This is a genomic window from Pseudomonas sp. DP-17, assembly GCF_022380625.1.
Classification (GTDB): domain Bacteria; phylum Pseudomonadota; class Gammaproteobacteria; order Pseudomonadales; family Pseudomonadaceae; genus Pseudomonas; species Pseudomonas nitroreducens_A.
The window spans coordinates 128,252-141,445 of the sequence record NZ_JAKSXG010000009.1 but is presented as its reverse complement, the minus strand read 5'-3'; the positions used below and the strand labels follow the sequence as shown (position 1 = coordinate 141,445).

General features: G+C 67.3%; 16 protein-coding genes. All 16 read right to left on the bottom strand.

The features are described 5' to 3' along the window. Positions 1-4: 4 nt before the first annotated feature. The 16 genes from MJ122_RS15125 to MJ122_RS15050 all read right to left on the bottom strand — a co-directional run bounded on the left by MJ122_RS15125 (position 5) and on the right by MJ122_RS15050 (position 13,194). Positions 5-1,048 (bottom strand): OmpA family protein, encoded by a 1,044-nt coding sequence (locus MJ122_RS15125; RefSeq protein ID WP_239744698.1) that lies wholly within the window; start codon positions 1,046-1,048, stop codon positions 5-7. Continuing rightward, a complete protein-coding gene (gene motA / locus MJ122_RS15120) occupies positions 1,045-1,917 on the bottom strand; it encodes a flagellar motor stator protein MotA (protein ID WP_017521297.1) in 873 nt (290 codons plus the stop codon). Before motA ends, MJ122_RS15125 begins: the two co-directional genes overlap by 4 nt. A 13-nt stretch (positions 1,918-1,930) precedes the next feature. Next, on the bottom strand, positions 1,931-2,692 hold the full coding sequence (locus MJ122_RS15115) for a FliA/WhiG family RNA polymerase sigma factor (RefSeq protein WP_239744697.1): 762 nt from the start codon (positions 2,690-2,692) through the stop codon (positions 1,931-1,933). A gap of 6 nt (positions 2,693-2,698) precedes the next feature. Continuing rightward, positions 2,699-3,187, bottom strand: coding sequence for a flagellar basal body-associated FliL family protein (locus MJ122_RS15110; protein WP_239744696.1), 489 nt, complete (start codon positions 3,185-3,187; stop codon positions 2,699-2,701). A 43-nt stretch (positions 3,188-3,230) separates the two neighbouring features. Next, positions 3,231-4,391: a flagellar hook-length control protein FliK gene (locus tag MJ122_RS30175; RefSeq protein WP_239744695.1), complete on the bottom strand. Its 1,161-nt coding sequence runs from the start codon at positions 4,389-4,391 to the stop codon at positions 3,231-3,233. Between the two features lie 3 nt (positions 4,392-4,394). Then, the gene (locus tag MJ122_RS15100) at positions 4,395-4,712 is read right to left on the bottom strand and encodes a hypothetical protein (protein WP_088415822.1); all 318 of its coding nucleotides are present in this window, start codon (positions 4,710-4,712) and stop codon (positions 4,395-4,397) included. Next, positions 4,696-5,094: a flagellar export chaperone FliS gene (gene fliS, locus MJ122_RS15095; protein ID WP_017521292.1), complete on the bottom strand. Its 399-nt coding sequence runs from the start codon at positions 5,092-5,094 to the stop codon at positions 4,696-4,698. Before fliS ends, MJ122_RS15100 begins: the two co-directional genes overlap by 17 nt. Continuing rightward, the gene (gene fliD, locus MJ122_RS15090; RefSeq protein WP_239744694.1) at positions 5,091-6,440 is read right to left on the bottom strand and encodes a flagellar filament capping protein FliD; all 1,350 of its coding nucleotides are present in this window, start codon (positions 6,438-6,440) and stop codon (positions 5,091-5,093) included. The genes fliS and fliD overlap by 4 nt, the downstream gene beginning before the upstream one ends. 387 nt (positions 6,441-6,827) lie before the next feature. After that, the gene (locus tag MJ122_RS15085; RefSeq protein WP_239744693.1) at positions 6,828-7,268 is read right to left on the bottom strand and encodes a flagellar protein FlgN; all 441 of its coding nucleotides are present in this window, start codon (positions 7,266-7,268) and stop codon (positions 6,828-6,830) included. Continuing rightward, positions 7,265-7,549, bottom strand: coding sequence for a flagellar biosynthesis anti-sigma factor FlgM (flgM, locus tag MJ122_RS15080; protein ID WP_088415818.1), 285 nt, complete (start codon positions 7,547-7,549; stop codon positions 7,265-7,267). Before flgM ends, MJ122_RS15085 begins: the two co-directional genes overlap by 4 nt. Positions 7,550-7,664: 115 nt before the next feature. Beyond that, entirely contained in the window at positions 7,665-8,087 is a 423-nt protein-coding gene (locus MJ122_RS15075; RefSeq protein ID WP_239744692.1) for a flagellar FliJ family protein, read from the bottom strand. After that, positions 8,087-9,418 (bottom strand): flagellar protein export ATPase FliI, encoded by a 1,332-nt coding sequence (gene fliI / locus MJ122_RS15070; protein WP_088415816.1) that lies wholly within the window; start codon positions 9,416-9,418, stop codon positions 8,087-8,089. The genes MJ122_RS15075 and fliI overlap by 1 nt, the downstream gene beginning before the upstream one ends. Position 9,419: 1 nt before the next feature. Further along, complete coding sequence (fliH, locus tag MJ122_RS15065; protein ID WP_088415815.1) at positions 9,420-10,118, bottom strand: flagellar assembly protein FliH; 699 nt, start codon at positions 10,116-10,118, stop codon at positions 9,420-9,422. A gap of 6 nt (positions 10,119-10,124) precedes the next feature. Continuing rightward, complete coding sequence (locus MJ122_RS15060; RefSeq protein WP_239744691.1) at positions 10,125-11,165, bottom strand: FliG C-terminal domain-containing protein; 1,041 nt, start codon at positions 11,163-11,165, stop codon at positions 10,125-10,127. Beyond that, positions 11,143-12,849 carry a flagellar basal-body MS-ring/collar protein FliF gene (gene fliF, locus MJ122_RS15055; protein WP_239744690.1) on the bottom strand — a complete coding sequence of 569 codons (1,707 nt, stop codon included), beginning with the start codon at positions 12,847-12,849 and terminating at the stop codon, positions 11,143-11,145. Before fliF ends, MJ122_RS15060 begins: the two co-directional genes overlap by 23 nt. A 9-nt stretch (positions 12,850-12,858) precedes the next feature. After that, positions 12,859-13,194, bottom strand: a complete 336-nt coding sequence (locus MJ122_RS15050) for a flagellar hook-basal body complex protein FliE (RefSeq protein ID WP_026079293.1) — start codon at positions 13,192-13,194, stop codon at positions 12,859-12,861.

Sequence of the window (13,194 nt, the reverse complement as noted above, 5' to 3'; positions counted from 1 at the left end):
CGGCTCACAGCTTCAAGGTCGGCTCGGCCGCCGGGGCGGGAACGGTTGCTTCGGCAGCCGCTGAAGCCGGCGTGTTCACCTGCGGCTGCGGCTGCGGCTGCGGCTGCGGCTCGACGAGTTTCGCGCCCGACTTCGAGTAATGCACCTGTGCATAGCTTTCGCCGAAGATTTCCCGGTACAGGCTCTCCGCGCGATGGGTCAGCAGGAGAATCTCGATGCGCCGGTTGGCGCCGTTCTCCGGGTCCTCCGGGCGCAGCGGCATGACGTCGGCCTGGGCCGCAACCTGCAACACGTGCGCGGCCGGCAGGCCGCTGTCGACCATCACGTTGCGCGCGCGCAGGGCGCGGTCGCCGGAGAGGTTCCAGTTGTTGTAGCCATCCGGTCGACGGTACTGCACGGCATCGGTGTGGCCGCTCAAGATCAGCTTGTTCTGCACCTTCGCCAGCACGCCGGACAACGCACCCAGCAGGGTCTGGAAATGCGGGTCGAGGGTGGCCTGGCCGCGGGCGAACATGAAACGCTGCTGGTCGTCCTTGATCAGGATGCGCAGGCCTTGCGGCACCACTGTCACTTCGATATTGGCCAGCGCGTCAACCTTGCCGGACACTTCGCGGATCAGCTCGGCCAGCTCGCGCAGGTCCTCGTTGCTGTCGTACTGGCGGCCCTCGCCGTCCTGCTGCACGCTCGAATCCTGCGCCTGCTCGCCAGCCTTGCCTTGCTTGCCAGAGTCGAGCGCCAGCTGCGGCGCGGGCTTTTCCGGGGTCTTGACCGGCTGCGGCATGCCATCCAGCTCGACGGGCGTGCGGCTGGCACCGTCGAACACGCCGGCGCCGCCGTCCACCACCGGGTTGGCGTCCTGGTCGCCCACCGCCACGGGCTGCGGCTCGGTCTGCGGATGGACGATCCACAGCACCATGAACAGCGCCATCATCGCCAGGGTGAAGTCGGCGAAGGCCACCTTCCAGGCGCCGCCGTGCTCGTCATCGTGCCCCTTCTTGCTGCGGCGCTTGATGATGACTTCGCTGTGCTTGTCGGCACGTTTCTTCATGCTGCGTCCCGCTCTTCCTCATAGCGGGTGACCCAGGTCTCCAGCTGCTTGAAGGCCGGCTTCACGTCCTGTTCGATCAGCTTGCGCCCGGCGTCCACCGCCAGCAGCGTGGGCTTGCCGGCGACGTGGGCGACCAGCGTGGTGCGCACGCATTCCAGCGCCGACAGCTCGGTCTTCACGCGCTGCGACATGGCGTTGGACAGCGGGTCCATCAGGCAGTAGCAGACGAAGATGCCGAAGAAGGTGCCCACCAGCGCGGCGGCGACGTGGGCGCCGATTTCCGCCACCGAGCCGCCGATGTTGCCCATGGTGATGATGATGCCGAGGATCGCCGCGAGGATGCCGAAACCGGGCATCGCCTCGCCGACCTTGTGCAGCGACTTGGACGGCTGCAGCAGGGCGTGCTCCATGGCGTCCAGCTCCTGCTCGAGGAAGCCTTCCAGCTCGTGGGCGCTGATCTTGCCCATGGCCATCAGGCGGAAGTTGTCGGCGATGAACGCCATCAGGTTCTTTTCCTGCAGGATCAGCGGGTAGCGGGCGAACAGGTCGCTCTGCTCCGGCTCCTCGATGTGCGCGTCGAGCACCTTGAGGCCGCCGACGTCGACCATCTCCAGCAGCTCGTAGAGCAGCATCAGCAACTGGCGCTGGAACTCCTCGCCACGGCGCTTGAAGACGAACACGCCCTTGATCTGCGAGCACATCTCCAGCAGCACTTCCCGCGGATTGGCGACGACCAGGGTGCCCAGGCCCGCGCCGAGGATGATGACCATTTCCGCCGGCTGCCAGAGCGCGCGCATGTCGCCGTGGGCCATGGCGTAGCCGCCGAGCACGCAGGCGATGATGATCAGGGCGCCAATGATTTTCTGCATGGTTGTGGGTTCTTCAGAGAGGGTCGGGGTCGTTGAGGAAACGGCTGCACTTGCCGATCGCCTGCTTCATCAGCTGGCAGATGCGCGCATCGGTGAGCTCCAGCACCAGGGCGATTTCCTTGAGGTTCAGCTCGTGCAGGTAATACAGGTTGAGGATCAGCCGCTCGCGCTCGTTCAGGCGCTCCAGCGCCTGGGCCAGCAGGCGCTCCTTGAGCACCCGCTCTTCCAGCGCGGCGCCGCTGCCCTGCACGCCGTCGTGACCGCTTTGCAGCAGTGCATCGAAGCTCTCGATCGCCTCGGAGGATTCGGCGCGCAGGTAATCCTGGTAGCCCGCCTCGTCGAGGCCGGTGGCGGCGAGCACTTCCTCGTCGCTGGGCACGCGGCCGAGCTGGCGGGCCAGAGCGCGGATCGCATCGCGCACCTTGTGGGCCTGCTGCCGTACCTGGCGCGGGCGCCAATCCTGGCGGCGCAATTCGTCGAGGATGGCGCCACGGATGCGCAGCGCGGCGAAGCGGCCGAACTGCTCGTCCGGCTCGCCGTAGCGGCGCAAGCCTTCGAGCAGGCCCATCAGGCCGATCTGCTCCATGTCTTGGCGATCCAGCACCTGGTTGGCCTGCAGCGACAGCTGGCTGACGATGCGCCGCACCAGCGGCAGGTACTGCATCATCCAGCGTTGCTCGGCCGCCGGTGACAGGCGCGCATGACCGCCGTCCGGGCTGTCGTAGCCGCCGGCGCCAGGGGCGTAGCTGGGTGCGGGATCGCGAAGGGCGTGCATGGCGGTTTACTGGACGATCATCTTGCTGAGCAATACGTGCTCGAAGGGCACCACCACCCTGCGCGCGGCGAAGTCGTCGATCACCGCCTTTTCAAGACGGGTCTGCACGTCGCCGATGGGCATCGCGCGCAGCACTTCGAACTTCTCCGGCGTCAGGTTGGCGACCACCGAGCTGCGCACCATGGGGGCGACACTCTCGAGCTTCTTGCGCTCCTGCTCGGCCCTGGCCTGCAGCACCAGGTCGATCACGAAGTAGTGTTCGCGGTCCTCGCCACGGGAGCTGACGATGATCTTCTCCACCGGCACGAAGAGGTATTCGGCGCTCTCCTGCTCTTCCTCCTCCTTGACGTCCGCCTTGCCGCCCTCCTGGTCGGAAGCGGCGGCGGCCGGGGCGAGGCTGGCGGACTTGATCATCTTGTAGTTGACGAACACGCCACCCAGCACGACGGCGATATTCACGAGGAGCATCAGTAGAACGAGACGCGGCGTGGACATGGGGTTTCTCGAGTAATCCTGTAGGAGTGCGGCCGCCGGCGGCCTACACGGTAATCAGTACGTCGCTGTCGCCACGGGGCGAGGAGCGTTCGCCCGCCTGCGCATCGCGCGGGTTGGCGGCGACTGCCAGCTGTTCGTCGGCGAAGCGCTGGCGGTTCTGCTGGCCCTGCTGGCCGGGCTGCGAGTCGGAGGAAACCTGCACGTTGACCTGCAGGAAGTTCTGCCCGACCAGCTCCTGGCGCAGGCGCTCGCTGGTGTTCTGCAGCAGGCGCACCACGTCGCCGTTGGACGCGGAGATCTGCACGTTGAGCTGGCCGGCCTCGTGACGCACGAGGATCTCCATGGCGCCCAGCTCCGGCGGATCGAGACGGATCGTGGCGTTCTGCACGCGCTGGCCGAGCTGCAGCTCGACGTTGTCGCGCAGCGCACTGACCATCTGCTCGCCCCAATGCGCGTCGTTGTTGCCCTTGAGGTGCAGCGGCCTGTCGAGCAACGGCGAGGCCGGCGGTGTGGCTGATGGCTGGGCGTTGCCGTCGGTAGCCGGCAGGCGTGGGTCGAGTGCGGCGGTCGGCGGCACTGGCATGCTGGAATCAGAGGCCTGCGCGGCAGCGGCCAGGTGTTGTTGCAGCAGCGTCTGCGCCTGGCTCGGGGTCGCCTCGCGGGGTGCCGGCGCGGTGGCCTTGGCCGGTTCCTCGGAGAGATCGGCGGGAGGCAGCAAGATATCCTCCGGCTTCACGGGGACAGGCGCTGGCTGCGCAGGCGAGTCGGACACCTGGGTCGCGAAGCCGGCCACCCGAGCGCTGGTCTGCCCGGGCGGGTTGTCCCGCGCCTGCACCACCAGGCCTGCCTGGCTGAGCATGCCGGCGAGCCAGCTTTCCGCTCCGGAGGGCGATGCCTCTTCGGCCTGCCGACCCCGCGTATCGCTGGCGCGGGTTTCCACCGTCAACGCTTCCGGCAGGCTCGGCACCTCGGCGCTGGGCTGTTGCAGCGGTGCCTCGACCTGCGCGGTGTCGTACTGTGCGAGGAAGGACGGCACGGTAAGGGTCCGCTCGCCGGCAGACGATTGCGTCGGCTGTTGCGAGCGAAAGCCTGAAGTGCACGCAGCGCCAGGGTCATCACGGCGCGAATCCGGCTGGCGCGCTTCGGCCACCTGGCGGGCGTCGCGGTCGGTACCCGGCAGGGCTTGGGTCGGTAGCTGGATCACGGTCTATCGACCCTCCTGGTACGTATCCACCTGCATGTACGCCGAGCGTCCTTCGGCATACTCCAGATGCGAGAGCAGGAGGCGGCGCAGACGCTCGCACTCCTCGGCGCAGGCCTGCGACGCCCGTTCGTGCAGGCCCTTGAGGTGCTTTTTGGCCAGCAGCACATCGGCTGCCAGCCCGGTCTGCGATGACATCGCCACCAGTTGCGCGCGGATCGCCAGGTCGACCTGCCCCATGGCCTTCCAGTCCTTGCGCTGCAACGCCACGCCCAGTCTTTCGTACAACTGGAGCAGGCGCTGGCGGTCATCCACGGGCGGCACTCACGCCCTCCCAGCCTTCGCGCAGGATGCCCAGCAGGCGCACCACTTCGTCGATGCCGGCGACATCCAGCGAGATGCTCACGTCGGAAATCCGGTAGATGCAGTAGTCGTACAGGCGCGCCAGGCCCTGCACGGTCTCGCCGCCGCCCTCGTAGTCAAGCGCGCCGTTGAGGCCATTGAGAATGTTCAGGCACTTCTCCAGGGAGCGGCCCTTCTGCTGGTAGCGCTTGTGCTCGATGTGCCCGCGAGCGCGGGCCAGTTCGTCGAGCAGGCCGTCGAACAGCACCAGCACCAGTTCGTAGGGCGAGGACGAAGCGGCCCTGGATTCCAGGTCGATCATCCGGTAGCTGTCGTAGCTTTCGTTCATGCCGTAGGCGGTCATCCGAACATCCCGCTGGTCTGGTCCATCGACTGCATGGTCTGCATCATCGAGGTGTATTGCTTGAGGTAGCGTGCGTAGTAGGTGTCGTACTGCTTCTGCAGGTTGTCGTAGTCGTCGTTGACCCGTTTCAGGCTGCTGTTGAGCGACTCCTTGCGGTTCTTCAGCACGCCGTTGACGCTGCTGGTGTAGAGCGACAGCGCCTTGTCGGTGCTGTCGAGCAGGTTGCCCTTGCCCATGAACAGCTTGTCCAACCCTTCCGGGTCGGCGGCGATGGCCTTGTCGAAGCGCGTCGCGTCCAGGGTCAGCTTGCCGTTGCGGTCGGCACTGATGCCGAAGCTGATCAGGTTGGCGCCACCGAAAGTGGTACGCAGCATCTGATTGAGGCTGTTCTCGATGGCCCGCACGCTGGAGTCGCCGGCCAGGGCACCACGGGCGTTGCCGCTCTGGTCGCCCGATGCGGTCAGGCTGTCGATCTGGCTGGCCAGGGCGTTGAACGCATCGATGAAGGTCTGCACCTTCTTCCTGGTTTCGCCCTGGTCCTGGGAGATGGTCATGGAGATCGGCTGCTCGCCGGACTTCTGCGCCTGGGTGAAGGTGACGCTGACGCCATCGATGATGTTGTCGAAGGTGTTGCTGGCGTTGGTCAGCAGCATGCCGCTCTCGCCGCCCAGGCGGACGCGGGCATCCTGCGCCCTGGACAACTCCTGCGGATTGCCGATGGCGTTCTCGAAGGCGCTGTTGGCGCCGTCGGTGCCGCTCAGCGACAGGCTGATAGCGTTGGCCGCGCCGGATTTCTCCGCGCCCAGCACCAGCGAGACCTGGCCGTTGCTGCGCACCAGAGTGGCTTTCACGCCGGTATTGTCGGTGGCCTTGTTGATCGCCGCGGCCAGCTCGTCCATGGAGTTGGCGCCATCGCCATCGGTGTCGACCTTGCTCAGGTCGATGTCGAAGGACTTGCCGTTCTGGGTCAGGGTCAGGGTGCCCTGGGTGTCGATGTCGCCGGCCTGCAGGCCAGTGAAGGACAGCTGATGGCTGGTGGCGAGCTGCTCGACGAAGAAGTCGTAGCGGCCAGCCACGGCGCTCTTGCCGACGGTTGCGGTCAGGTAGCCGTCCTTGCTCAGCTTGGCGCTGTTGATCAGCATGCTGGTATTGCTGCCGGTGGTGCCCTGCAGCCCCTTCACCGCGGTGGAGAAGGTCTTGAGCGCAGTTTCCAGCGAGGTCACGGCGGTCAGCTGCGCCTGGTACGAGGCCTTGTTGCGGTCGGCCTTGTTCAGCCCGCTCTGCACATCGTACGTCGCCAGTTGCTGGGCCATCTGCTTGACGTAATCGGAATCTATGGTCGCCATCTGAATCCACCTCTCTGCTGCCGGAAGAGCAATTACGATGCCAATGCCGGAGACCCCGTATTGCGGGGCTTTTCGGGTTTTCCAGGGAGAAGTCGAACTTCCGCCCGGCGTGCTTTGGCGCGCAGCGGGAAGCGGTGTTTCCGCCTGCCGACCACGCACCCTGATGCAGGGAAAAGGCGACCGTGGGGAGGGATTGGTTAAGGGATTTCGGCGGGGTGATTTACCGGTGCGGCCGAAGCGCTTCTTGCAGGAGCGCGCCGGCATGCTCCTGCAAGCGTCTCGGCAGAGGGCAGGAATTTGCGTAGGAGCGGACTCCGTCCGCGATAGCTCCGCATCGCGCCGGAAACCATCGCGGACAGAGTCCGCTCCTAGGAATCAGGCGAGGTCTCAGTACAGCTGACGCGAATACACCGGCTGCTCGCGCGGATCGCCCATGAGCTGGCTGAGGATGTCGTGGTGCATCGCCAGCAGCTTGCCGTTGCGCTCGTTGAGGCGCTTGCACTGGGCGGTGAGCTGGCCCAGCTGCAGCCACTCCTGCTGGAGCTCCTCGCGGCGCGGCGGCTTGTAGTTGGACAGCAGCGTGCGCATGCCGTCGGCGTCCATCGGCAGCTGGAAGGCACGCAGCACGCGGCTGCGGCGCTGGGCGCGGGCGGCGACGACGTCGAGCAGAGCCTGGATGTCCGGGTTCAGCGCCTCGATCTGCGCGCTGTCCCGCGCCAGCAGGTAGCGATAAAGCTCCTGCAGGCGGTCGCGCAGTGCCAGGCAATCGCGGCCATCCTGCTGGATGTCCTGCTCGATCACCTGCAGCAGCCGCGCGCGCTGGGTCATGCGTCGCTGCCGCGATGGTAGGAGAGGATGCTGGTGGCAAGCACAGTGGTGTCATTGCCCAGCTCGCCGTTCATCAGCGCGCGGCGGATTTCGGCGACGCGGCTCTGGTCCACGTCGGGCATGGCGCGCAGGGTTTCCTGCATCTCGTCCAGGCGCAGCGAATCGCTGACCGGCACGCTCGCGCCGGTCTCCGCCACCGGGGCAACGCGCTCGCTGCGCGCGCTCTTGGCGGACTCGCTGGTGGCCAGCGCGACACTGGTCAGTTGCCGGGTGATTTCCATGGTGAATATCCGAATGTTTTTGGGCCTTTCCCTCAGAGGGCGACCACCTCGCAGGAAAACTTAAATGCCGATGTTCGCGCAGCGGACGGCGCATAACCGCAGGCGGTGATTCGCCCTACGCCCTGGCGCGCCACCAGGACTGTGCGGCGAGGCCATCCTGGATTTTCTGCTCCTGCTGCGCAAGCTGCGCCTGCCATTGGCCGACCTTGGCCTCGATGACCTGTGCCAGCACCTTCTCGCTGCGCATGGCAGCCAGCAGCTCGCCCTGGATGCGCGCCAGGGCCTGCTCGGCGACTTCCAGCTCGCGGCGCTGCAACTGCAGCATCTTGTGCAGCGTGGCCTTGTACTGCTGCTGGTTGTGCCGCTGCAGCGGCGTGCTGGTGGCCACGCTGAAGCCGCACAGGCGGTCCAGCCCGGTGATGTTGTTGCGGTAACGCTGGCAGAGGTTCTGCTGGTAGTTGACCCGCCCGAGCAGCTCGCGCACCTTGCCGCCGCGCACGTCGGCCAGGCGCCCGAGCATGTCGATCTGCGCCCTCATCAGCGACCCCCGACGATGCTTTGCAGGGTGGCGACGCTGTTGGCGAGTTCTGCGCCGTCGGCGGTCTCCTGGCGCAGGTAGCGCTCCAGCATGGGCGCCAGCTGCACGGCGCGGTCGGTCTTCACGTCCATGCCCGGCGTGTAGCCGCCCAGCGGGATCAGTTCCCGGATGCGCTCATAGGTGCCGCTGAATTCCTTGAACTGCCGCGCCGCGGCGAGGTGCAGCGGGTCCGCCACCTGGCTCATGCAACGGCTGACCGAGGCGCCGATGTCGATGGCCGGGTAGTGCCCGACGTCCGCCAGCCGGCGCGACAGTACGATGTGTCCATCGAGGATGGCGCGGGCGCAATCCACGATCGGGTCCTGGTGGTCGTCGCCCTCGGCCAGCACGGTGTAGATGGCGCTCAGGCTGCCGGTCTCGCCCTCGCCGTTGCCGGCGCTTTCCACCAGCTCCGGGAGCATGCCGAACACCGACGGCGGATAGCCCTTGGTGGCCGGCGGCTCGCCCAGGGCCAGGGCGATCTCGCGCTGGGCCATGGCGTAGCGGGTCAGCGAATCCACCAGCAGCAGTACGTCCTTGCCCTGGTCGCGGAAGTAGGCGGCGATGCTGTGGCAAAGCTCGGTGGCCTTCAGGCGCATCAGCGGCGACTCGTTGGCTGGCGCCACCACCACCACGGCTTTCTGCAAGCCTTCCGGGCCGAGGGAATGCAGGATGAACTCCTGGACCTCGCGGCCACGCTCGCCGATCAACCCGACCACCACCACGTCGGCCTTGGTCTGCCGGGTGATCATCCCCAGCAGCACGCTCTTGCCCACGCCGCTGCCGGCGAACAGGCCGACGCGCTGGCCCTTGCCCAGGGTCAGCAGGCCGTTGATGGCGCGCACGCCGACGTCCAGCGGCTCGGACACCGGGCGCCGGCGCAGCGGGTTCACCTGCGGCAGTTCGGTGGGCAGCGGGTGGCGGCCGGCGAGCTTACCGAGGCCGTCCAGGGGTTCGCCGAGGCCGTTGACCACGCGCCCCAGCCAGGAATGATCGATGTGCAGCACGGCTTCGTCCGGCGCCGGGAAGACCCGCGAGCCGGAGGTCAGGCCGACGGGCTTCTTGAAAGGCATGAGGTAGGTGATGTCTCGGTTGAAGCCAACGACCTGCGCCTCCAGGCGCTCGCCGTCGGCGACTTCCACGTAGCAGCGCTGGCCGGTCATGCGCCGGCAGCCGAGGCTCTCCAGCAGCAGGCCGGAGACCCGCACCAGGCGACCGCTGACCCGCGCCAGCTGGACCGAATCCAGCGAGCGCAACGCTTCTTCGAGCTTGAAGCCGTCGCCCAGGGCCATGTCAGTCTGCGTCCTGCAGGTGCGTGCTCAGGGCTTCCATGCAGCTGTCCAGGCGCTGCTGGCAGCCGATGTCGGCTTCCGCCTGGGCGGTGACCACGCGGCACTCGCCCAGGGCCAGGCGCTCGTCCGGCACCAGTCGCCACCTGGCGGCGCGCTCGGGGTTCAGCTCGCGGATGCGCGCGCATTCTTCCGGGTTGAGCAGGATCTGCACGTCGCCCTGCTCGCCCGGCATGGCGGCCAGTGCTTCCTCGGCCAGCGTCAGCAGTTGTGTCGGGTTGAGCGTCAGCTCGACGCGGATGACCTGCCTGGCGACCTTCTGCACCAGCTCCAGCAGCTCCTTCTGGCGGCTGCGCTGGAAGGCCTGGCGGTACTCGCCGAAGGCCTCCACGGCGGCCGAAAGCGGCGCGCTGGCTTCGTCGAATGCCTGGCGGCCAGTGGCGCGGCCTTCCTCGCGCCCCTTGCGCAGGCCGTCCTGGCGACCCGCCTCGAACCCCTCGCGCAGGCCGGCTTCGCGGCCTTCGGCCATGCCGTCCTGATAGCCCTTCTCCAGGCCTTCCTGAAACCCTTCGGAAATGGCGCGCTGGCGCGCCGCCGGGTCGCTGTCCCAGCCATGGTTGTCGGCACTGGCCGTGGCGCAGCGGGGCGGGAAGCGGTACGGACGCCAGGCGCGGCTGTCGGCCTTGATGACTTTGATCGCCATGCCCGGTTACTCCACCGTCTGCTCGCGGAACAGTTGCACCTGCAGGTCGCCCTCGGCGGCCAGCTCGCGCACCACGCCCATGATGTCCTTGCGCACCTGCTCCACGCGGCTCAGCGGTACCGGGCCCTGGCGGCGGTTGATGGACTCCATCTGCTGCGCCTGGCGCTTGGGCATGGCGCCCTGGATGGCGCGCACCAGCTCGGGCTCGGCGCCCTTGAGGGCGACCACCCACTCGTCCAGCGGGATGACTTCCAGCAGCGTCTGCAGCACTTCCTGGTTCTGCCGGGAGAGGATGAAGAAGTCGTACATCTCGTCTTCGATCCTGCCGACCAGGTCGTCGTTGTGGGCGCGCAGCAGCTCGAACATCTGGTTACGGTCGCCCTTGAAGCGGTTCATGATGTCCGCCGCCTGCTTGACCCCGCGCACCTGCGAGCCCTGGGTGGAGAGCACACGCAGGCTGCGGTCGATCAGTTGCTCCAGCTCGGCGATCACGTCGCTGTTCACCTCGCTGAGGTTGGCGATGCGGAACAGCAGCTCGTCCTGGCGTTCGGCAGGCATGGCTTCGAGCACGTCGGTGGCCATGCCCGGCGGCAGGAAGGCGAGGAACACCGCCTGCATCTGCGCGTGTTCCTTGGCGATCAGCGCGGCGAACTGCTTGGGATCGATCCACTCCATGCGCGCCATCTTGGCGCGGATCTCCTCGCCGTAGATGCTGTCCAGCAGGTTGCGCGTGATGTCGCTGCCCAGCGCCTTGCCGAGCATGCCGGCGAGGTAGGAGCGCGAGGCGCCCTTGATGCTGGACTGCAGCTTGTAGTCGTCGAAGAAGCGCCCGATCACGTCGGAGACGGTGTTCTGCTTGACGTTGGACAGCCGCGCCATCGCCTGGCTGATGCTGACGATCTCCTCGCGGCTGAAGTTGCGCAGGATGCCCGCGGAGGCTTCGTCGCCCATGCTCAGCATGAGGATCGCCGCCTGTTCCAGGGAGCTCACGGCGCGCATCTGCGGGCCGCGCTTTTTCGTTTCTTCAGGCAGGCTCGTGTCGGTCATTGCGGCCAATCCAGTGCTTGATCACTTCCGAGACCCGTTCCGGGTCGTTCTTCGCCAGCATCTGCAGATGCTCGATCTGGTGTTCCAGGCCCGAGCCCGGTGCCGGCAGGCGGATTTCCGAGAGCGGGTTCAGCTCGCCGAGCACGTTGAGCCCACCGACGCTTTCGCTGCCCAGCGCCAGGCGCCGCTCGGCGTCCAGCGCCAACGGGTATTCGGCGCTGCCTTCGGGCAGCTCGGCGGTCACCGTCGGCTGCGCGCGCTGAGTCAGGCTGCGCACTGCCGGGCGTACGCCGAACAGCAGGAACAACAGCGCAATCAGGCCGAGCACGGTGTAGCGCACCAGCGATTGCAGGGCGCTGCTTTCCCACCAGCTGGCGGCAGACGCTTCCACCGGCGTGGCGGCGAAGGGGAACACGCTGACGGTAATCAGGTCGCCGCGCTGGGCGTTGAAGCCCACGGCGCTCTTCACCATGGTTTCCAGTTCGGCACGGGCCTTGTCGGTCCAGCCGCCCTCGGGAGCGGTGGAGGCGTTGATCACCACGGCGACGCTCTGCTGGCGCAGGGCGAAGGCCGGGTACTTGATGTGGGTGACGCTCTGGTCGAAGTCGTTCTGCCGGGTGGCTTCCTCGCGAGTCGAGGTCGCGGCCTTGTTGTCGGTGCTGGCGACCTTGCCATTGCCCGGCGGGTTGCCATTGGCCTGGTTGCTGGCCTGGGCATTGTTCTGCCCCTGCTGTTGCGGCGGCGGCTCCGGCGGGCGGTTGCTCAGCGAGCCGGGCACGCCGAGGGCAAGCTGGTCCAGCGTGCTCTCGTTGCGCAGCACTTCGCTGCGCAGGCGCGGCGCTTCGCCGTAGGCCTGGAGGGTTTCTTCCTTCTGGCTGAAGTCGATGTCGGCGGACACGCTGATGCGGTAGTTGCCCAGGCCGAGCACCGGCGCCAGCACCTCCTCGACATTGCCCACCGCCTTGCGCTGGTATTCGTCCACCGCCTGCCAGTTCTGCGAGGGGCCGCCCACACCGCTGATGCCGCGCGACAGCAGCACGCCGTTCTGGTCCACCACGCTGACATCTTCGGGCTTCAATTGCGGCACGCTGCCGGCCACCAGGTTGACGATGGCGCCGACCTGCTCCGGGCCCAGTCGCTGGCCGGGCGCCAGTTGCAGCAGCACCGAGGCCTTGGCCGGATCGCGCCGACCGACCACGAAGGAATTGCTGTCTTCGCGGGCGACGTGCACGCGCGCCTGCTCGATGCCCTTCAGGCCCATGATGGTGCGGGCCAGTTCGCCTTCCAGGCTGCGCTTGAGGCGCACGTCCTGGAGGAAGTGACTGGTGCCCAGCGGCTCGTCCTTGTCGAACAGCTCGTAGCCGGCCGGCAGGGACACCTTCACGCCCTTGGCCGCCAGCAGCATGCGGGCGCGCGCCAGGTCTTCCTCGCGCACCAGCACCTGGCCACTCTGCGGATGCAGGCGATAGTCGAAGGCTTCGGCGTCCAGCACCTGCATCACGTCGGCGGCCGGGTAGGCTTCGCCGGCACCGTACAGCGGGCGGTAGGCACCCTGGTCGCGCCACAGGTAGAAGACCACGGCGGCGGCCAGCAGGGCGGCGCCCAGGGCGATGCCGAGCAGGCCCAGGCGCGGGTCGAGCTTGAGTTTGTCGAGCGGCAGGCGCCCTTTGAGATTCTGCAGCACTGTCGGTCCTTACAGCGGCATGCGGATGATGTCGTCGAAGGCGCCGGTGAGCTTGTTGCGCACCTGCAGCAGCGCGGAGAACGACACGCTGGCCTTCTGGCTCTGGATCATGGCGCCGACCAGGTCGTCGCTCTGGCCGCTGTCCACCGCGGCCATGGCGGCGCTGGACTTGTGCTGCTCGGCGTCCACCGAACGCAGCGCCTGCTCGAAGCTGGCGCCGATGCCCTGCGTCGGCGTATTGCCGGCGAGCTGCGCGGCGGGCCGCACGGCCGGGCCACTGGCGAGGTCGGCGTAACGGTTCATCCGGTCCAGCATGTCCTGCTGCACCTGCATGATCGAACTCAT